Source organism: Microcoleus sp. C2D2 (assembly GCF_036702495.1).
Lineage (GTDB): Bacteria > Cyanobacteriota > Cyanobacteriia > Cyanobacteriales > Microcoleaceae > Microcoleus.
On record NZ_JAUBTO010000070.1, the window covers coordinates 19,318 to 40,235 of the forward strand.

A 20,918-nucleotide genomic window follows, 5' to 3' on the forward strand; every position below is an offset into this window, starting at 1 on the left:
TAGTATGTCAATGCTTCTTGTGGCTGTCCCATATTGTTGTAGGCAAAACCGATATTATTCAAAGTAGCAGCTTCCCCTGCACGATCACCTACTTCTCGCAAAATTGGTAAAGCTTCGTTATAGTATGTCAATGCTTCTTGTGGCTGTCCCATATTGTTGTAGGCAAAACCGATATTATTCAAAGTAGCAGCTTCCCCAGAGCGATCTCCCACTTCCCGCCTCATGGGTAAAGCTTCCTTAAGGTATTTTAATGCTTCTTGTGGCTGTCCGATATTGCTGTAGGCCAAACCGATATTATTTAAAGTCGCAGCTTCTCCAGTGCGATCTACGACTTCTCGCCTAATCGGTAAAGCTTGGTTCAAGTATTTCAATGCTTCTTGTGGCTGGGAAATGCTGTTGTAGACTGCACCAATATTACTCAAAGTAGCAGCTTCCCCAGAGCGATCTCCCACTTCTCGCCTAATCGGTAAAGCTTGGTTCAAGTATTTCAAAGCTTCTTGTGGTTGTCCGATGTTTTCGTAAACTACACCAAGATCATTTAAAGTAGTAGCAATGCCTGTACTATCGCTCTCTTCCTGCCTAATTAGCAAAGCTTGGTTCAAGTATTTTAAAGCTTCTTGTGGCTGAAAAATACTGTAGTAAACTCCACCAATATCATTGAGTGCTAATGCTTCGTTTTTTCTATCTTTCAATTGTCGTGCAAGAGTTAGAACCTGCTGCCATGTTTCTATTGCCTGTTGCGGTTTTCCTTGCTGTTGTTGTTGCTTTGCTTGCTGTATCAGTCTCTCTACTTCTTGAACCTGGGAATTTTGACTTTGCCCCCCACTCGGTTGCACCATCACTGGCACAGTCAGAGGAGTCAGACACACACCCAAAAGCAAAACACTACTAATAATTCGTTTCATCTTTTTTATGATTCACCAAATTCGATTAACAGAATAGGTATCAAACGCAGAATCTTTACTTAATCAGGACTTACGCACTCCCACCAAAGAAACCGGGTTTTTATCGAATCTGCTGGCTGCAACGAAATATTTTCGTAAAAAAACCCGGTTTCTGGCTCCGCGACGGACTCAATACGGAGTCGCGGCAATTGTCATCGTCTTTTTCTGCACATCAAACTGCATTTCATCCACGAAAAATTGCCGATCTTTCGATACTCCCAAAATCCCGCGCAATTGCGCCCGATTCACGACAGGCGGCCCCAATTTCACCACAGCTTGACCTTTAACAGCATCTTTCAGCTCAAAAGCACTCATGGGAATGCCATTCCATTTGGCTTGAGTGCTAGTAGCTGGCGGGAGTTCGCCCCGAATAAATCGCTCCCCATTACTACGATAAACCACCGCAGTTTTGGAAAACACGATTTTATCAATTTGACCCAACGGAATGGATCGCTTTTCCTGTCCTAGCTGTATCCATAATTGTTGCACTTTCTCGTCAATCTGCACAACTCGACCGTCTCTTTTTCCGCCCCCTTTCATCACAATTTCCGCTTGCGTCGGCAACGCTACGGGTATCGGCGCGCTAGCGTTAGCCTGTGCTTGTACCGATCGCAAATTCTGTTTCTGGACTTCCTGAGTGGCAGCATTAACTTGTGCTGCCATACCCGCTGTTACCGTAAAAAGTGCTACAACTATAAATGAAAGTATTTTGCGTTTCATCGTCCCCTAGACCCCCTTCAAGGATAAGCGTTACCCCTGCTAATATCCTAAAATTGTACTCCACATCCCTTCAAGGTGATTCCGTGACCGCTTCTCCCCAACCTACTCCCGAATCGAATATTTTAGGCAACTTTGCCAGTGTAGTTGGCTTACTCGGTGTCGCTTTGTTTTTCACCGGCTGGATTTATCGCTGGTCTTATTTTTACTGCTTTCAGCTAAATGTAATTACCCTCGATTTACCAGTAGAATCGTTTTTCCTAGTACCGCTTCAGGTGTTTTTAGCTGATGGCTGGACAATACTCAGAAGTGCGATCGCCCTTCTGCTGACAGCCCTGGCGATTTACCTCAGTTTGTGGCTGGTTAGTAGTATAAACAAGACAGTTGCTACTAAAATTAATCGCAGAGCTAGACGTTGGCGTTTTTCTGCTCGCAGAAGAAGATTAGGTTTGCTTCATCGCTTCCTGAAATCTTGGCAGCGATTTAATATCAATAGAGTGAACTCAATCAAATTATTGCGATCGCTCGTTGACGAAATTATCATCGTCGGTTGGGTGTTGCTAATGTTGTTTTGGTCAGCTTACCACCAAGGTATTGCCGATGCCCGACGCGATGCCGGGGAAAATTCGTCTTTACCCGCCGTTGCCTTAATCGGCAAACAAGACAACATTGCTTTAGGCAGAAAACTCGACGATCCAACAGATCGATTAGACCCCAAAGGATTTAAGGCGATCGGCGATTTGGGTTTATTTGCAGATTTGAGCAAAAGAGATTATACTGATATCAATAATCCCAAAGAACCTAGAGTTTGGCGGTTGCTTTTGGAGAGAGGAAACTGGATTTATCTGTTTCCGGCTTTAACAAAAGAACAGCAAAAAGACCCTAACGCTCGCCCGCCAGTGATTGCCATTCAACAAAGTCAATCTGGCGATCAATTGTTAATTGTAAGTCCCAAACCTTTTCAACCTTATAAATAAATTGGGGGCTGGTTTATTGGATGCCAAAATAATCTCGATCCCCCCTAACCCCCCTTAATAAGGGGGGAACAAGAGCATTCAAAGTCCCCCTTCTTAAGGGGGATTTAGGGGGATCAAAACTCAACAACAAGTGAGAGATACAAAGTCCCCCTTCTTAAGGGAGATTTAGGGGGATCTGGATTTAGTACACCCTACGGGATTTGTGTTTATTGATTAGGTCCGATCGCACACAACTTCAAACACACCCCCTGGAATAAACCGACACAAAGCCCTCCGCCGATCGTCCGCATCTTGGCGGTTGACAAAACGCGCAATTGTATAGTGCTCAGCATTCGGTAAAATTCGGACGATCGCCCAAGAATTGCGATCGCCCCCCTTTGACTTTTCAGGTGTTTTCCCTCGCGAATTTGAGTTGAGTTCGATCGCGGGGCGATCGGCGATCGTCGGAGAATTTGCTTTTCTGAGAGTGTTGACGTAGCGGGCGATCGTACTACCTTTGAGATTCGCCCCGACGCGCAGAATCAGAAACACCGCAAAGCTTTCGATCTCTGGCCCAGTCATGCGCGCGCGATCGGCATCAAAATCCTCATCAGAGTAGCTGCGGATACCCGACAGCAGTTGCGTGATGCCAAAATCATTCAAAGCTTGTTGATAGCCGCGGTTATATTCGCTGCCGTCGCTCACAGGCTTTACCATAGTAATAGTCTCCTTTTATTTGGACTGTCTCCTTGTATTTGGGGAACCATTAGCCAGCGCGGGCCGTGCAAAAGTTCAGCGCTGGCTTTTGACTCTATAAGATTATACCACTTAAACGTTACATATATGTGTCGATAATGACGTGAACTCGACAAGATAGCGCAGATACAGCACAATGACGATTACCGTAGACAAGAAAATACTGAGCCTCTGATGACCAAACGCTTAACCACTTATTTGGCTGATGGAATCCATGACATCCTTGAAGAGTGGGCAAGTCAAGAACGCCGTTCAGTCAGCAGCTTGTCAGCATTCATTTTGGAGCAAGCAGCCAGAGAACGCCAAAAGGAAATGAAACAACAACCCCAGCCATCGGATGACAAGCAGGAGAAGAGTTGAGTGCAGTTGGGGCGTGCAATAGCAGCATAGTGCTGTGCAAAAGCAGCATTATGCTGCATATTCGACAAAATTGTCTAAAATACTCGACAATGGCGATCGGCTTAAATAAGAAACAATTACCCTCTCATGGCTAAACGTGTATCAACCTCCATAGCAGAAGGAATCTATGACCTACTTCAAGAGTGGGCAAATGAGGAACGCCGTTCAATCAGCGGCTTGTCAGCATTCATTTTGGAACAAGCTGTCAGAGAACGTCAAAAACAAATGCAAAAACAGTCCCCACCATCCGATGAGAAACAAGATAAAAGTTGAGAGCAGTTTGTGCGATCGATCTTTTACTTTCTTCCCAGTAGAAGATTATCTACTTGTTGCTTCTTCTTCCTAATTCTTCCTTCGTGTTCTTCGCGTCTTCGCGGTTCAATAATACTAAATGAAATTTATCGGAATAGATTTAGGTTGGAGCTCAGGAGCAAGCGGTTTGTGCTGTTTGAATTGGCAAAATAACCAAATAGAATTAATAGAGTGCGATCGCCAACAATCCCTTAACGACATTCTCACCTGGCTCGACACCCAAATCTCCCCAACCGAACCAGCAATCATCGCCGTAGACGCCCCCACAATTATCGCCAATCCAACCGGAATGCGCGAAGCAGACAAACTCACCCACAAACACTTCGGGCGCTACCACGCCGGCTGCTATCCCGCCAATCTTTCCCGCCCCTTCGCCCAAAAAACAGTCGAATTCGGCCTCAGTTTAGAAGCCCGAGGATTTGTCCACGCACCGATAATAGAAGCTCAAAAATTAGGCAGATATCAAATAGAAGTCTATCCCCATCCAGCCACAATAAACTTATTTAAATTAGACAAAATCATCAAATACAAAAAAGGAAAACTGGCAGAGCGTCAACTAGAATTGATGAAACTCTGCCAGTATATTGTAGATATTTTACCGAGCCTCGAACCCTCTCTAAATCTGTCTTGTGGCACAGGCATCTTGCCTGTGAGCAGTGGGACAGGCATCTTGCCTGTGAGCAGTGGGACAGGCATCTTGCCTGTGAGCAGTGGCACAGGCATCTTGCCTGTGAGCAGTGGCACAGGCATCTTGCCTGTGAGCGGTTCAACTCTCCCCCAAATCCCCACCAGTGTTGCAACCCTCAAAGCCTTAGAAGACAAGCTAGATGCCTTGCTGTGTGCTTATATCGGCGCGCACTGGTGGTACTGGGGAATAGAGCGGAATTTGGTATTGGGCGATCGCACAACCGGCTACATAGTCATTCCCCAAGTTCGATAAGGAGAGTGGGAGAGCGGGAGAATTAGGAAAATATTCCTTTATTCTCCTGACTCCTGACTAATGACTGCTGACTAATGACTAATGACTAATGACTGCTGACTAATGACTAATGTGCCCAGAGAATCACGCCAGCTTCATAAGGACTGCTGAGATTATCGTGCTTCGGCAAAACCCGCAGCGACAAACCTTGCAAACCGCTAGAAGTATAAGTAATTTCAGCCGTATAAAGGCTAGCATTGTGAGAATCTTCACCCAAATACTCCATCACCACCGGCACGCCAGCGATGATATTTCCGTTAGCATCAACCGAACCTTGATAAAGTTCGACTTGCACGTCCGCAGGCGTCAATCCCATCAGATTAATCCGAGATTTAACACCGATCGACTCATTGACCTTAACTTCCTTATCCTGGGAAATATCAACAGCCTCAATCTTAATATCGTGCCACTTCGCAAGAACGTGCTTCTTCCAGTGAGACAACTCCTTCGCCGGAGCGCAATTATCCGAAGTCATGGTGTGGAAGCGATCGCTCACCGGGAAATAAGCCCGGCGCGCGTAATCCTTCACCATGCGAGCCGTATTGAAGAAAGGACAGTTCAAGCGAATCGAATCCTTCATTTTCGCCGTCCAACCGCGGGGAATGCCATCAGCATCCCGGTTGTAAAACAGCGGTACAACTTCCTTTTCCATCAAGTCGTACAAAGCATTCGCCTCGACATCATCCTGATACTTAGTATCTTCGTAAAACTCGCCATGTCCGATCGGCCAACCGGTGCGAACATAATCAGCCTCATCCCACCATCCGTCGAGGATGCTGAGATTCGGTAAACCATTCATCGAAGCTTTCATCCCCGAAGTACCCGAAGCTTCCCGGGGGCGGCGCGGCGTATTCAGCCACACATCGCAGCCCGACACCATCATCCGAGCGACATTAATGTCGTAGTTCGGCAAAAAGACCATCGAGCTCATCGTGTCGTGTTCGCGGATGAAGTGAACGATATCCCGAATCAATTCCTTACCCGGAATATCCATCGGGTGAGCCTTCCCAGCAATCACAAACTGCACCTGACGGTTGCTGTCCCGCATGATCCGCATAATTCGCTCGACATCGCGCAAAAACAGTGTAGCCCGCTTGTAAGTAGCAAAGCGGCGGGCAAACCCGATCGTCAGCACCTTCGGATTAAGAGCCTCCCGCGCCCGATCGATTTCCGTTTGGGCCGCACCGCGCTCGCGCAAAGTCTTTTCCAGCCACTCCCGCGCGAACACCACCAACTCCGAGCGACAGCGTTCGTGATTCCGCCACAATTCCTCATCAGGAATCGTCGCCAGCCTGTCCCAGAGTCGATCGTCCTTGCGAGTCATTTCCCAATCCGGGCCGAGGTATCGATCGTACAACTCCTGAGTAGACTTCGCCACACAACTGCGAGCGTGCACCCCGTTTGTAATCGAAGTAATCGGCACCTCATCCACGGGCAAACCCGGCCAGAGTCCGCTAAACATCGGGCGCGACACCACACCGTGCAAAGCCGCCACCCCGTTGACAAAACTCGACATTTTAATTGCCAAAATTGCCATATTCAGAGGTGCGGACAAATCGCCAGTATTCTCGCGGCCCAATCCCAAAAACCGATCTTGCGACAAGCCAAACATCTTGGGATACTGACCGAGATAGTGCATCACCATATCCGGCTCGAACAAGTCAAACCCAGCAGGCACCGGCGTGTGAGTCGTAAACATACTGCTAGAAACCACCACCTGTTCCGCTTCCACAAAACTCAGGTGATATTCCTCCATCAGCATCCGTATCCGTTCCAAAGCCATAAAAGCCGCGTGGCCTTCATTCATGTGATAAGCCGTAACTGTCAGCCCCAGGGCCTTGAGCATTTTTACGCCGCCGATGCCCAGCATGATTTCTTGGTGCATCCGCAGAGTTTTATCGCCGCCGTACAGTTGGTCCGTAATATCTTGGTCGTAGGGGCTGTTAGGTGCAATATTTGTATCCATCAGGTACAGGGGCACAGTACCCACTTGTACCCGCCAAATCCGCGCGTAAACCTTGCGGCCGGGATAGTCTACCTCAATCCGCAATTCCGAACCGTCGGGATTGCGTTCTGGGTGCAGCGGCATATTGTAGAAATCGTTAAGCGGATAACGTTCTTGCTGCCAGCCGTCGGCGTTGAGATACTGCGAAAAATAACCTTCTTGGTACAGCAGGCCGACACCGACTAAGGGCAAGCCCAAATCGCTAGCTGATTTGAGGTGGTCGCCTGCGAGCACGCCCAAACCGCCGGAATAGATGGGTAGGGCTTTAACTAAGCCGAATTCCATCGAAAAGTAAGCGTAGCATTCCTGCCGATCGGTGCCGCGCTGTTTGCGGTACCAGGCGCGATTTTTGAGATAATCGTCTAACTGCTGGGCGGCTCGGTTCATTTGGGCAATGAAGCCTTCGTCTTCTGCCATTTCTTGCAGTCGCTCTTGAGATATAGTTCCGAGCATCAGCACCGGGTTTTGGTTGCTGGAATCCCAGAGGTCTCGATCGAGGCGGCGGAAGAGGTCTTTGGTATCGACGTTCCAGTCCCAGTGCAAGTTGTAGGCCAGCTTGCGCAGGGGTTCGAGGATTGGAGGCAGGGACGGGGAAACGTTAAATGTGCGAATCGGCTGCATAGACAAAGGTTTTATGTTGGAGTAGCGATATTTTCCTCTGTCTTTAGCCGCAAGTCCGTTATTCTGCACACTATTTTAAGTTTTAACCAGCGGGGGCGATCGCGATCGACTGTATCGACCATCTTTATCGAAACGAAGCCGTGGTGTGTCCCTAGCCCAGCTAAGCTTTTAACTGCCGTGGCCCCGTGCAAATGCCGATGCCCCTAAAACGGCTTTTCCCACTGCAAGTAGGAGATTTCTCAATACCGTTAGACCGAAAAATCCCATCTGGGCCGCCCGCGTGTTCGATCGAAATTCTCTTTCCGTATGAAATAGGAGTAGTAAAAGCCAGCGATTTCAACAATCGCTGGCTTCTGCACTAGACTTGAATTGCAGGCATTCGCTTTCCTCTGTTGAAAAGCATCTGCTATAGGGTGCCGATACTTTTTTGCTAACATTTGCTAACAAATATATAAGTTGAGACCTGATCTCAACCAAGGCGTATCAACCGATGCCCGTAGAATTTTCTACAAGCACTTATATTCTTGCTTTCAGCTTGGTTATCGCTTACAGCTATTAGCCAATCTGATTATTTGCTTTGATACTGTAGAGGCAACTTATTTATATAGCGGTTGCGTACTACCAAGGTTTTTCACCTACATCTGAGTGGCTAAATTCATTGTATATGATATAAAGGCCTCTGGCAAATGTAAGTGATTGTTAGCAAATGTCAGAAAAAGTCTTACTGTTAATCAACCTTGCATCTGGGGTTTCCCCAATCAAAAAATTATGCAATCAGTCTAATGACTAATGACTAATGACTAATGACTAATGACTAATGACTAATTATGCAATTTTCACTTGTCGCAACTGAGAATTTACCAAAAGTTTGCTAGCATCGTCAGCCGAGAGGGCAGGGCTGAAATAGTGACCCTGAATTTCTCGATAGTGGAGCGCTCGCAAACACTCCAACTGCTCTTTAGTTTCTACTCCTTCGGCTACAACACTCAAGTTCAAATCTCGCCCCAGCGTCGCTAAAGCATTGGCAATCGCCCGTTCGCACGGATCGGTCGTCAGTTGGCTGACCAACGACCTGTCTATTTTTAAGATATTCAAGGGCAACTTTTTGAGATTATTTAGAGAACAATTACCCGTGCCGAAATCCTCCAGCGCAATCTGCACTCCCATATTCTGCAAATCTTTCATAACTTTTGTGGTATAATCCACATTTTGCATGGCTGTAGTCTCGGTAATTTCTAGCTCTAAATACTTGGGTGCTAAACCAGTTTTTTCCAAGCAGTTCGCTACCATTTCTAATAAATTAAATTGCTGGAACTGCCGAGCCGAAACGTTGACTGCTACCCGCAAATCTGGCTGCAAAGCATCCTGCCAAGCTTTATTTTGAGTGCAGGCAGTTTGCAGCACCCATTCCCCAATAGGTACAATGAGTCCGTTCTCTTCGGCGATCGAAATAAATGTAGCGGGAGTAACTAAACCTAATTCTGGATGGTGCCAGCGCAGCAGGGCTTCCATACCCTGAATTTTCCAAGTAGTGATGTTTACTTTTGGCTGGTAGAAAACCTCAAATTCTCCCTGTTCTAGAGCCTCGTGCAGCCTGCTTTCTATAGTTAGCAAGTGGCTGCCTTGGGGATTAATTGTTGAAGTATATAACTGATAGTTATTTCTTCCCATTTCTTTAGCGCGGTACAAGGCGGCATCGGCATTTTTGACTAAAGTTTCGGCATCTTCACCGTCATCGGGATAAACGGCAATGCCGATGCTGCTGCTGATGTGAAACGCCTGTTTTTCTAGTTTAAATGCTGGCTTTAAATTGTTGAGTATTCTTTGAGCTGTTTTAACTGCATCTTCTAAGCAATTGATGTCGGGAAGGAGTAGGGTAAATTCGTCGCCTCCCCAGCGGGCTACCGTATCAGTCGATCGCAAAGTCTCGCTGATGCGTCCGGCAAAACCTTCTAACAAGCGATCGCCTGCAGCGTGACCTAGTGTATCATTAATCTTTTTGAATTTGTCCAAGTCTAAAAACATCACAGCTAGCATTTTTTTGGTTTTTTTAGCTTTTTTTAATGACGCCAGCAGCCGCTCGTTAAAAAGTAGCCTGTTCGGTAAACCCGTGAGTTGGTCGTAAACAGCTTGATAGCGGAGAATTTCTTCAGCTTGCTTGCGCTGAGTGATGTCCATCATCGTGCCGATGGCCCTTATTGCTTTGCCACTTTCATTGCGGATGATGTACCCGCGATCGAGCACAAAAACATATCCCCCCTCTGCACGGCGAAAGCTGTATTCCTCCGACCAACTTTTAGCGTCTGAGTTCATTATTTCCTTGAAGCTTAATATCACTCTTTCCCGTTCTTCGGGGTGAATATTTAGCCACCATGATTCTAAATCTATCGTCTGAGTTTCGTTGAGTTTGTATCCAAATACTTTTTCAAATTCTTTACTCAACCAATACTCATTTTTTAACAAATCCAAATCCCATACTGCCTCATTTGTCGCCCGCGTCAGCAGGTGAAAGCGTTCTTCGCTTTTGCGGAGTTTTTCTTCTGATTGCACCCGTTCCGTTACATCCCGAAAGCTGAATACTCGACCAGTAATTTTGCCTTTCGTGCACTGCGGCAGCGAGTAGCGCTCCAACATTCTGCCATCTTTAAACTCGAGGATATCAAAACTTTCTGCGGCCGGGCGATCCGACAATTCTTTAGCGCGGTTGAGAAAGATTTCCGGGTGTTTTAACTGGTTGATTCCGAAACCCAAAATTTGGTTGTTATCTCTCAAATCGAGCAGGTAATCCGGCACCTGCCACATTTGGGCAAACTTACGGTTAAAGGTGACAATTTTTCCTTGCCCGTCAACCGCCAGAATGCCGTCCGCAGTAGATTCAATGGTTGCCTGAAGCAAGGAAAGAGAGGTTTCTAGTTCTAGCTTTGCTAATTTGCGATCGCTGATGTCAAAGGCTGTGATTAATATTGACGCTTTTCTCTCAAATTTGATAATATCTACAGTTGCTTCAATCCAGCGTGTTTCTCCGGTTTTCGTGAGAATTCTTACTTCATATTTTGAACCAGCACTCGATCGCCGGTGGCTGGATTTACCCCAGCTTTTAACTATTTCTATAAAATCTCGATGAATTAAGTCGTATAAATCCAACGCTAGCAATTCTTCCCGAGTATATCCAGTCAGAGCTTCAGTCTGAGAATTGACATAGCGCAACTGTCTGCGGTGATAGATCAATGCAGCAGCATTAACCGTTTCTATCAGTTGCCGAAACTTTTTTTCACTGCGCCGCAAATCTCTTTCAGCCCGCTTGCTCTCGGTAATATCTTGTGCGATATACAACTTGCCGCTGACCTCGCCTTTGCCGTCGCGAATATTTGAAATAGAAAGCAGTACAATTATTTTTTTGCCATGTTTAGAAACGTAGACTTTTTCGACGTTGCGGACAGGACCTTCGGCTGTTAAATTTGCTAATTCTAACTCTGGCGCTGGTGATTCAGTTTTCTTAAAAAGTCCGGCTATTGGTTTGCCTAACAACTCTTTTTTAGAGTATCCCAAAAGTTGACAGGTAGTTTGGTTTAAGGACAGGATATGACCGCCCGGGGTGACCGCAATTATCGAGACGTTCATTTCCTCGCAAATATCGAGGGCATATTCGGCAGTTTGCTGCAAATCTTGGGTCATTTTGGCAAGAGTATCCCAGATATCCTGTTCTTTTTTTGGAGGCAACACTTTCTCTCCTTCTGGTAACTTGTCCTTCCCTGTTTCAGACTTCGGTTTGCGGGAGCCGATCGCCTGGGATAAGATATTTACTGTATGCGTCCTGATTAATAAGGAGATTACTACAGAAATACAAGCCAGATAAGCACAGATTGTTATTAACCTCAAACTACGCTCTTTTCCTGTAATTTCCTGAGATTGGATAAAATTGTCGCTCGTCGGTAAATTTACTGGTTCTATTTGGAATAATTTCTCCAAAAATAACTCGGCGCTTGCAGAAGCTGAAGGGCGAGATGCCGATCGCAAATAGCTATGTTTCTCAGGCGCCACCAAAATTGCTCCTAGAGCGCGATTGCCGTCTCCATCCCCTACGCTTGCCACAAATATTTTTCCATTGATGCAACATTCCACACCAAAAATAGCAGCAATTAAAGATCCCAAAATTAATCGATGTGTAATTTTCATATGCTCCTGTTCCTAATTTTCAATAGATGCTTTTTCGCTGTCAAAACCCTGAAAAAATTTGAGCGGACGTAGAGGTAGGAAAGGCAAAGATATCGAACCTGAATTTATGTTAATTTGGCAAGTGGGATTTTCTACACAAATAAATTAGGCTCGTAACTAATTATAATTTTAATCTGAATTTAAAATGTGTCATCAGCCCTTGTGCCACCAATTATAAGCCATTATGCCTAGACATCGGCCCTGAGCACGCTAAAATTAGATAATTCCTGCAAGGAGGCGGCCGGGATTGGTTATAAAAATAAACCATTAGCTTAAAATCGATGCAGAGCTCCACTAATTGAACCAGTCAACGACGCTGGTCTAAAGACACGCTTGCTTCGGGCCTTTGACTTAAACCATAGTTGACAGTCATGCGTACCTGCGTACTACGTTAGCCGTAAGAGTTAAAGACCTACCAGGGAATGCTTCGCATAGTTCCTTGCCAAGAGAAATTTAGGATTAAACAGATTTATTGGGTTAAGTCAGTGTCCTAGATCGAGTACCGAGCGTAAACTTTGGCGCAAGCTAACATTACCCCTCTCATGGAGGCTCATAAAGGAGCGAACATTCTGCGATCGCGGGTTGCGACCTTTGAGGTGATAATTGTCCCACCGCTCGTACATTACATTTATTACACCGAATCTAGCAATCCCCCTGTAATGGAAGATTCCCTCGCTTATTGAAATCCCCGAGTCGTTTCCCGGGCGGGCACTCTTTGTGACGCTCGTTTCCCACTTACCGAATTTTTTTATGAGTCAGACGATCCCAGAACTCCAAAAAGAAGTCCGCGCGCTGCAAGCAGAAGTTGCCGCCCTGCAAGAGTCGCGGGAAAAACTTGGCGTACAGCGCTCAGAGTGCCGGCTGGCAGTCAGTTTTCCCAAGAATAATACTCCTGAGGCCATTGCCGAGTTCCATCACCAAAATGCTGCTTTTGGGGATCAGTGGTTGCAGCAAATCCAGGAGATTGACCGAGAGACTAAAATTACTGAAAAGAAACTGCAACAAAAACAGGCTTTACTGGTCTACAAACAAGCTGAAATAGATAAATTGCTTGCCGGACAGCACTGGCAAGAAGTAGAAAACCAAGTTCAAACCGGGGAAAAGCGCTTGCAAGCACAAGGTCGCAGAATCAATCAAGCAGCAGCGCAGCTAGAGGCAGAAATCCAAGCTTTAAAAGCACTGTACGACCAACTCAATCCCAGTTATTCCGAGTGGTTTCAACAACCAACTGAAATAGTCAAATTTTCAGCAACAACTATTCCTTACGCTGTTCCCAGCAGCAGCGGGTTGATATTGGAAAACAAGGAGATTGAGTTGGAAAAAAAGTAGTTGAAAATTGGGAATTTTGAACCTTGAAGTAGTAGGGGTGAATGTCGCTGTCGAATCACCTAAAAAGCAAGAGACATTCGACGGCGACATTTAAAGGTTTTTACCTGCTTTCTTAGCTCAAGAAAAAAACACAAAAGTGGCTCGACCTCCGCTAATGTTAAGACTTTTGAGTTTCATTTTTTGAAACAGGCTTATTTTTAACTCAGGTGTCAATGTAAAATCTAAAATCTAACAGTCCAGGACGCATCAACCGGTTTATACGAAAAGACTTTGTTGCAGCCCTCGCTCCCGCTAAAAAACCCGGTTGATGAGAGTGAGGAGTGCGTAAGCCCTTTCTAAAATCTCCAATAGACTTACTGATGAAACAATTGATTTGGATAGCGCTATTTATTCTGGTTGCGCTGACGGCTGCGGGTTGGGGCTCTCACTCGTGGCAGCGGTTGTCGGCTGTACCCGAAGTTTGGATCGATCGCAATATCCACACTTCTCAAAACCCGTCTCCCTTACTGCTTCCTGCTGAAAAAGAGGCTTTTTTTCAGCCCCAAATTGACCCCTCTCGGTTGTGGAAACACGTCGATACTTTAGCAGGAGAACGCGAGGGAGAACGAGCTCGCTCTTTTACGAGAGACTACATTTCCCAACAACTGCAAACATTAGGATTCCCCCCAGAGTTGCAGCGGTTCGATCGAGGAATTAACGTCTTCGCTGAGAGAAAAGGAACTGACTCAAACGCTGGTGCAATTTTAGTCGCAGCACACTACGATACTGTACCAAACTCGCCCGGGGCTGACGACAATGCGACGGGAGTTGCTGTAGTTTTAGAAGTAGCAAGACTGCTGGGTTCTCGCCCCACGCCTCGGACATTGCAAATAGCTTTTTTCGACAGGGAAGAAATCGGACTTTTAGGCAGTTTAGCATTCACCGGTAGCGAGGCGCGGTTAAAAAATTTGCAGGGAGCGATTGTCCTGGATATGGTAGGTTATGCCTGTCGCACGCCCGGATGCCAGCAATATCCCGAAGGGTTGACAGCGCAACCTTTTCTAGAAGCATCGGGGGTAACTTCTCCCGACAAAGGCGAGTTTATCGCTGTGATTGGGGATGCGGAACATCCGCTGCTATTGAAAAGTTTTGCGGAGTCCGGAAAAGCCGATTTGCCTGCGGTGGTGGCGCTGCCGGTTCCCCTGAAAGGGTTGCTGACTCCCGATGTTTTGCGCAGCGACCACGCGCCTTTCTGGTATAAAGGAATTGGTGCTGTGTTGGTGACGGATACTGCAAATTTGCGATCGCCCCACTATCACCAATCTAGCGATACATTAGCAACTATCGATCGACCTTTTTTCGACGGTTCTGCTCAAATTGTTGTTAATGCCGTGGCTAAATTATTGGAAATTCGGTAATTGGTAATCGGTAATTGGTAACTACTCGTTACCAGGCAGAGCCTGGTAACGCATATCCGGAGGCTTGCCTCCAATTTTCCCACGCCAAGCAAGCGAGGCAGAGCCTCTGGAAATCGGTTCCTAGGCAGAGCCTAGGAACCAGCTAAAAGCTGCTAAATAACCAATAACAAATAACCAATAACAAATAACCAATAAGAAATGACTAACAAAGAAAGCCTGCAACGGCATTTACGGCAACTCGACAATCGAGGCTACAAAGCCTACAAAGACATTCAAGGTAACTACGACTTTTCTGAATTCACATTAATTATTGATTACGTGCAGGGAGATCCGTTTGCTTCTCCCAGTAAATTTAGAGTCAGAGTTCCGCCAAACATTGCTCAACTTCCTGGCGAACTTTTCAATTCTCGCAGTCGAGAAATAGCTTTGCGAGATTACCTAACTCGCCAGTTTGACCAAGCAGCACACAGCATCAGCAGCAAACGCGGCACTGGGAAAAGCGGTTTGATTGCAGTGACTCGCTTCGGACAAGAAGTTTTAGAGCGAACTTCCGCATTTATTACCCCCCCAACCCCCCCTTACCAAGGGGAGGAGAAAATCTCTATATCCTCCCCTTACCAAGGGGGGGAATTAGGGGGGGTAGAACTGCGATTTGCCGTCGGACTTCCAGCGAGTGGACGCAGTATTTTAGGGCGACAAGCTGCTGAAATGCTGTGCGAAGATATTCCGCAAATTGTCAGCAATTCTCTGAAGTATGCTAACTTAAATGCTGCGGAATGTCGCCGTCATGTTGAAACTGTAGAAGATGCTGACTGGCTGCGGCAGCAGTTAGCTCAAAACGGATTAGTTGCGTTTGTTGCTGACGGTTCTATTTTACCCCGCCGCAGCGGTGTTGACAACAGTCCTTTGTTAAATAATGCTGTGACTTTTCAGTCGCCGCCGTCGTTAAAAGTTGAGTTTAATTGTCCGAATCGCGGTTTGATTTCCGGTATGGGTATTCCCGCTGGCATTACTTTGATTGTTGGGGGCGGCTATCACGGCAAATCAACTTTACTCAGGGCGATCGAGTTGGGAGTTTACAACCGAATTCCGGGAGATGGTCGGGAATTTGTGGTGACTAATCCGGCGGCGGTGAAAATTAGAGCGGAAGATGGCAGAAGTGTGGCAGGAGTTGATATTTCGCCTTTTATTAACCACTTGCCGCAAGGTAGAGATACTGCACAATTTTATACTAAAAATGCGAGCGGTAGCACGTCGCAAGCTGCTAATATTATTGAGGCTTTGGAAGTGGGGAGAAGGAAGAAGGAAGAAGGAAGAGGGAAGAAGGAAGAAGGAAGAGGGAAGAGGGAAGAGGGAAGAGGGAAGAAGGAAGAAGCTCAGTCTTTTGTTTTAGAGACGGAATTAGTCGCTATTTCAGAAGGTGATTTAGTGCCTGTTTTATTGGTGGATGAGGATACGGCGGCGACGAATTTTATGATTCGCGATCGCCGAATGCAGGAACTCATCGCTAAGGATAAGGAACCGATTACGCCGTTTATTGATAAAGTTAAACTGTTGTACGCAGATTGCGGCGTATCGACTATTTTAGTCATGGGGGGAAGCGGTGATTATTTTGATGTGGCGGATACTGTGATTGCAATGAAAAATTTTCAAGCAGATAATGTGACGGAAAAAGCTAAAGAAATTGCTATAAAATACTCGATTAGCCGTGCTGCTGAAGGGGGAGAAAATTTTGGTGAGATTACTCAAAGAGTGCCGATTCCTGCTAGTTTAGATCCGAGTATGGGACGGCGAGATGTGCGGGTGAAGGTGCGGGATGTTGATGAATTGGCTTTCGGAACTGAGGAGATTGATTTGGGTGCTATTGAGCAAATTGTGGACAGCGGACAGTTAAGGGCGATCGCTGCGGCAATGGTTTATGCTAAGCAGCAATACATGGACGGAAAACGCACTTTGTCGGAAATCATAGATTTGGTGATGGCAGATATTGACGCGCAGGGGATGGATATTTTATCGCCTTTTCCTGAAGGGGATTTTGCTATGTTTCGACGGTTTGAATTGGCGGCGGTAATTAATCGGCTTCGCAGTTTGTCCGTTGTTGCCAAAAGGTGATAATTTTATACCCATATAAATTGCTTTTTAGACCGAGTGGGAGAGTGAGAAAAGTTTTATTCTGCCTAATGACGGTTGACGGTTGACGGTTGACGGTTGACGGTTGACTGTTGACGGTTGGCGGTTGACTAATGACTAATAACTAATAACTAATGACCAATGACCAATGACTAATGACCAATGACTAATGACTAATGACTAATGACCAATGACTAATGACCAATGACCAATGACTAATGACCAATGACTAATGACCAATGACTAATGACTAATGACTAACAACTAATGACTAATGACTAACAACTAACAACTAATGACTAATGACTAATGACTAATGACTCACATTGAAGTATGACAGGCAATATAGGACAACTGACTGCTTTAAGCGATCGACCGTATTTAGTATTAAGCAATCAAGGCGAGGTTTTACAGTTAGAGTTAAAACAGCAGCAGCACGTATTGGGGCGCGATGGGACTCGTGCCGATTTAGTCATTCCCGAAGCCTGGCGCGCAGTTTCCGGCGTTCACGCTGTTTTGCGCCAAATGGGGGATAATTACTGGATTTACGACGGTGACGGCCAGCGGCCGAGCACTAATGGCTTATTTGTCGATCGCACTCGCATCACTCCCAATGACGGTTATTGTCTGAAAAACGGCACTGAAATTAAACTCGGTCTCGATCCTCAAAATCAAGTTTTGCTGAGTTATTTTAATCCGCTGGCGAATCAGGTTGCTGTCCCCAGCAAGCAGTCAATTCTTCTTAAGAATCGGTCGGTTTTGTTGGGCCGCGATCCAAACGCTTCGCTGCAATTAGATGCGCCGCTTGTTTCTAGACGCCACACCACAATCGACCAAGACAGTCGCGGTAATTATATTTTGCGAGACCACAGCGTTAACGGGGTTTTTGTTAACGGTCAGCGAGTGACAAATTCTGTACAGTTGTCCGAGGGAGATGCAATTCGGATCGGCCCGTTTACTCTAACTTACCGCAGCGGTGAGTTGCAGATGCAAGACTCCGGCCATCAAATTCGTTTGGATGCTGACAGTCTGGTGATTCCGAAGCGTTTGGATAACATCACTTTGGCGATCGAACCGGGGCAGTTTGTGGCTTTAGTCGGCGGTAGCGGCGCTGGCAAATCTACTTTAATGCGGACGCTTTTAGGCATCGAAAAAACTACTAACGGCGCTGTGTTTCTCAATGGCGACAACCTGCGCCAAAACTTCAATATTTACCGCAATCAAATCGGTTACGTGCCTCAAGATGATATTGTACACGCAGATTTGAGAGTAGAAGAAGTCTTGAGTTATGCAGCTAAATTGCGCTTACCTCCCGATACAGATGTCAAGCAGGTAGTCGCAAAAACTTTAGAAGATATTGAAATGACTCACCGTCGCAAGGCTTTGGTAAAACAGCTTAGCGGCGGACAGCGAAAGCGAGTCAGTATCGGAGTCGAACTGTTAGCAGACCCGAAACTTTTCTTTTTAGACGAACCGACTTCAGGACTCGATCCGGGTTTGGATAAGAAGATGATGCAACTGCTGCGAAAGTTGGCAAATCAAGGCCGGACGGTGATTCTGGTGACTCACGCGACGGCAAATATCACGATGTGCGATCGGATTGTGTTTATGGGTCGCGGCGGACGCCTTTGTTACTTCGGCCCCCCTAGGGAAGCCCTCGATTTTTTCGATATCAAAACAAGCGATTTTGCAGACATTTACAACGAATTAGAAACAGAAGAAATCAACGTTCAAAGCTGGGCAGAAAAGTTTAATAAATCTCCCTACTATCAGCGCTATATTGTCAACCACTTCAGCAGAGGCAAGGCTAATGCAAAAACGCCTTCAGCACCTTCTGTGCCAAAATCTCAATCTTTGGTAAAACAACTCGTTTTGCTTTCCCAGCGCTATTTTCAGCTTATTTCCCGCGACTTAGTTAACTTGAGTTTAGCTCTTTTAACGGCTCCGATCGGTATTAGTTTGCTGCGGCTAGCCGTCAGAGATAAAGACCCATTAATTGGCGCACCGGAGGCAACTTTGGCACCTTTAGCGCTCAGAGTTTTATTTGTATTTACCTGCGCGGCGATTTGGGTAGGACTGGCAACTTCTCTGCAAGAAATTGTTAAAGAATCTGCTATTTATCTGCGCGAACGTTTGGTCAATTTAGGATTGTTTGCTTATTTAGGTTCAAAAATTTTTATACTTTCTGGTTTGGCAGTATTGCAAACACTGTTAATGGTAGGAGTTATTCTGATTGCTTTTAAATCCCCCGAACCGAGTTTTATTTCCTGGTCAGTGGGAGCAAGTATGACCACGTTCCTAACTTTGATGAGCTGCATAAGTCTCGGCTTAGTCGTTTCCGCGATTGTCAAAAATAGCTCTCAAGCTAATAGCGCTTTGCCTCTATTATTGCTGCCTCAGATTATTTTTTCTGGAGTTTTGTTTAAGATGGAAGGTGCGGCGAGCAAGTTTTCTTGGCTGATGTTAAGCCGCTGGTCTGTGGGTGCTTACGGCTCTTTAGTTAATGTGAATGGGATGGTTCCCGCGCCTACTACATTACCGGACGGGAGTACGCTTCCTCAGCCGTTTGAGCCTACTCCTGTTTACGATCCAACCTGGGAGAATTTGAGTTTAAATTGGGCTATTTTGTGCGTGCATATTTTTGTTTATTTGATGTTGACTCTGTGGTTGCAGAAGCGGAAAGATATTGTATGAATTATTGGCTGATGAAATCGGAACCGGATGTTTACAGTATTGCGGACTTGAAGGGCGATCGCACTTCGATTTGGGATGGCGTTCGCAACTATCAAGCGCGCAATTTTATGCGAGAAATGAGTCGGGGAGACTTAGTATTTTTTTACCATTCTAATACTAAATTTCCGGGTATTGCCGGGTTAATGCGCGTCGTGGAAACAGGGATTGCCGATCCGAGTCAGTTCGATCTAAATAACGAATATTATGATGCCAAATCGCAGTTTGATGCTCCTCGCTGGCAAACTGTGAGAGTGGAGTTTGTTGAGGAGTTTGCTAAGTTAATATCTTTGGATGAACTGAAACAAAAGTTTAGTGCTGATGAGATTTTGCTGGTGAGGAAAGGCAATCGGTTATCGGTGATGCCGATATCTGAAAGTGCGGCACAGAAGATTTTGAATATGAGATGAGTTGTGACCATTTAACTTGCATATTTGGGGCGGGCAAGATGCCCACCCCACAATGCTTAAAGACTTTACAAAAATCATCGGTAAGGGTATTGAAATTTTGCTTTTTTAAGGCTATTTTATACTAAGTTGCGGTTGTACTTAGTCATATGATTCGCGAAATTTTGAGTCAGGCAAGCAATCAGGATTTGGGCGGGGAAGATGCCCACCCCACAGGTCAATATCAGCTTTTTATGGGACAGGCTTCTAGTCTGCCCATTAAACTCAGAGATGCTCAATTAAAAGTTACTTACAGAAATTTACCTCATTGGGAGTTAGAAGGATCTGTGTATTTCATCACTTTTAATACTTGGGAAAAGCTGGAATTAACTCCGGCTGCGAGGCAAGTTGTCCTCAATGCTTGCAAGTTTTTTGATAGGCAAAGGTATCAAATATTTTGCTTAGTTGTAATGCCCGATCATGTGCATATGCTCATGCAGCCTTTAGAAAAGTCGGATAATAAATTCTGGTCGCTCAGCAGCATTCTGCACAGTATGAAAAGCTACAGTTCTAAACAAATTCCCAAGGTGATGAAGCATATTGGTACTGTCTGGCAGGATGAGCGACATGACCACATTGTCAGAGATGAACGAGAATTTCAGGTTTTTTGGGAATATATTAGGCAAAATCCTGTCAAAGCTGGTCTTTCAGTGACTCCAGAGGAATATCCTTTTTTCTGGCAAATGTATGAAGTTTAGCTTTTTCTGAATTTCTTGTGGGGTGGGCATCTTGCCCGCTCAAGCTTCAGTCACAGGCAAGATGCCTGTGCCACTAAGATTTTACAGGCAAGATGCCTGTGCCACTAAGATTTTACAGGCAAGATGCCTGTGCCACTAAGATTTTACAGGCAAGATGCCTGTGCCACTAAGATTTTACAGGCAAGATGCCTGTGCCACTAAGATTTTACAGGCAAGATGCCTGTGCCACTAAGATTTTACAGGCAAGATGCCTGTGCCACTAAGATTTTACAGGCAAGATGCCT

Annotated in this window: 15 protein-coding genes; 10 read left to right on the forward strand and 5 right to left on the reverse strand. The window is 45.8% G+C overall.

Translation table 11 applies throughout. From position 1 onward, the window contains the following. Together QUB61_RS21610 and QUB61_RS21615 are read right to left on the reverse strand one after the other, a co-directional pair. Positions 1–905, reverse strand: a 905-nt coding sequence (locus QUB61_RS21610; protein ID WP_333128553.1) for a tetratricopeptide repeat protein, incomplete at its 3' end; no start/stop codon positions are given. Between the two features lie 168 nt (positions 906–1,073). Then, positions 1,074–1,664 (reverse strand): hypothetical protein, encoded by a 591-nt coding sequence (locus QUB61_RS21615; RefSeq protein ID WP_333128555.1) that lies wholly within the window; start codon positions 1,662–1,664, stop codon positions 1,074–1,076. An 83-nt stretch (positions 1,665–1,747) separates the two neighbouring features. Between QUB61_RS21615 and QUB61_RS21620 the strand changes: the two genes are divergently transcribed. Continuing rightward, positions 1,748–2,638 carry a hypothetical protein gene (locus tag QUB61_RS21620; protein WP_333128557.1) on the forward strand — a complete coding sequence of 297 codons (891 nt, stop codon included), beginning with the start codon at positions 1,748–1,750 and terminating at the stop codon, positions 2,636–2,638. Between the two features lie 213 nt (positions 2,639–2,851). On the opposite strand, the gene QUB61_RS21625 is transcribed toward QUB61_RS21620, so the two are convergent. After that, a complete protein-coding gene (locus QUB61_RS21625) occupies positions 2,852–3,334 on the reverse strand; it encodes a hypothetical protein (RefSeq protein WP_333128559.1) in 483 nt (160 codons plus the stop codon). A 213-nt stretch (positions 3,335–3,547) separates the two neighbouring features. On the opposite strand from QUB61_RS21625, the gene QUB61_RS21630 reads away from it, so the two are divergent. The 3 genes from QUB61_RS21630 (at position 3,548) to QUB61_RS21640 (ending at position 5,024) form a co-directional block, all read left to right on the forward strand. After that, entirely contained in the window at positions 3,548–3,733 is a 186-nt protein-coding gene (locus QUB61_RS21630; RefSeq protein ID WP_333128561.1) for a ribbon-helix-helix domain-containing protein, read from the forward strand. A 126-nt stretch (positions 3,734–3,859) separates the two neighbouring features. Further along, positions 3,860–4,045 (forward strand): ribbon-helix-helix domain-containing protein, encoded by a 186-nt coding sequence (locus QUB61_RS21635; protein WP_333128563.1) that lies wholly within the window; start codon positions 3,860–3,862, stop codon positions 4,043–4,045. Positions 4,046–4,163: 118 nt separating this feature from the next. After that, positions 4,164–5,024: a DUF429 domain-containing protein gene (locus QUB61_RS21640; RefSeq protein WP_333128565.1), complete on the forward strand. Its 861-nt coding sequence runs from the start codon at positions 4,164–4,166 to the stop codon at positions 5,022–5,024. 106 nt (positions 5,025–5,130) lie between these two features. On the opposite strand, the gene glgP is transcribed toward QUB61_RS21640, so the two are convergent. Next, positions 5,131–7,689 (reverse strand): alpha-glucan family phosphorylase, encoded by a 2,559-nt coding sequence (gene glgP, locus QUB61_RS21645; protein ID WP_333128624.1) that lies wholly within the window; start codon positions 7,687–7,689, stop codon positions 5,131–5,133. A gap of 825 nt (positions 7,690–8,514) precedes the next feature. Beyond that, a complete protein-coding gene (locus tag QUB61_RS21650) occupies positions 8,515–11,865 on the reverse strand; it encodes an EAL domain-containing protein (RefSeq protein WP_333128567.1) in 3,351 nt (1,116 codons plus the stop codon). Positions 11,866–12,654: 789 nt separating this feature from the next. On the opposite strand from QUB61_RS21650, the gene QUB61_RS21655 reads away from it, so the two are divergent. The 6 genes from QUB61_RS21655 (at position 12,655) to QUB61_RS21680 (ending at position 20,634) form a co-directional block, all read left to right on the forward strand. Beyond that, positions 12,655–13,233 (forward strand): hypothetical protein, encoded by a 579-nt coding sequence (locus QUB61_RS21655; RefSeq protein ID WP_333128570.1) that lies wholly within the window; start codon positions 12,655–12,657, stop codon positions 13,231–13,233. 359 nt (positions 13,234–13,592) lie between these two features. Then, positions 13,593–14,630: a M20/M25/M40 family metallo-hydrolase gene (locus QUB61_RS21660; RefSeq protein ID WP_333128572.1), complete on the forward strand. Its 1,038-nt coding sequence runs from the start codon at positions 13,593–13,595 to the stop codon at positions 14,628–14,630. 198 nt (positions 14,631–14,828) lie between these two features. Continuing rightward, the gene (locus QUB61_RS21665) at positions 14,829–16,742 is read left to right on the forward strand and encodes an ABC-ATPase domain-containing protein (protein WP_333128574.1); all 1,914 of its coding nucleotides are present in this window, start codon (positions 14,829–14,831) and stop codon (positions 16,740–16,742) included. Between the two features lie 351 nt (positions 16,743–17,093). Then, a complete protein-coding gene (locus QUB61_RS21670) occupies positions 17,094–19,454 on the forward strand; it encodes an FHA domain-containing protein (protein ID WP_333128576.1) in 2,361 nt (786 codons plus the stop codon). Further along, the gene (locus QUB61_RS21675) at positions 19,451–19,900 is read left to right on the forward strand and encodes an EVE domain-containing protein (RefSeq protein ID WP_333128578.1); all 450 of its coding nucleotides are present in this window, start codon (positions 19,451–19,453) and stop codon (positions 19,898–19,900) included. Before QUB61_RS21670 ends, QUB61_RS21675 begins: the two co-directional genes overlap by 4 nt. Positions 19,901–20,046: 146 nt before the next feature. Continuing rightward, the gene (locus QUB61_RS21680; RefSeq protein WP_333128582.1) at positions 20,047–20,634 is read left to right on the forward strand and encodes an REP-associated tyrosine transposase; all 588 of its coding nucleotides are present in this window, start codon (positions 20,047–20,049) and stop codon (positions 20,632–20,634) included. The last annotated feature ends 284 nt before the right edge of the window (positions 20,635–20,918 follow it).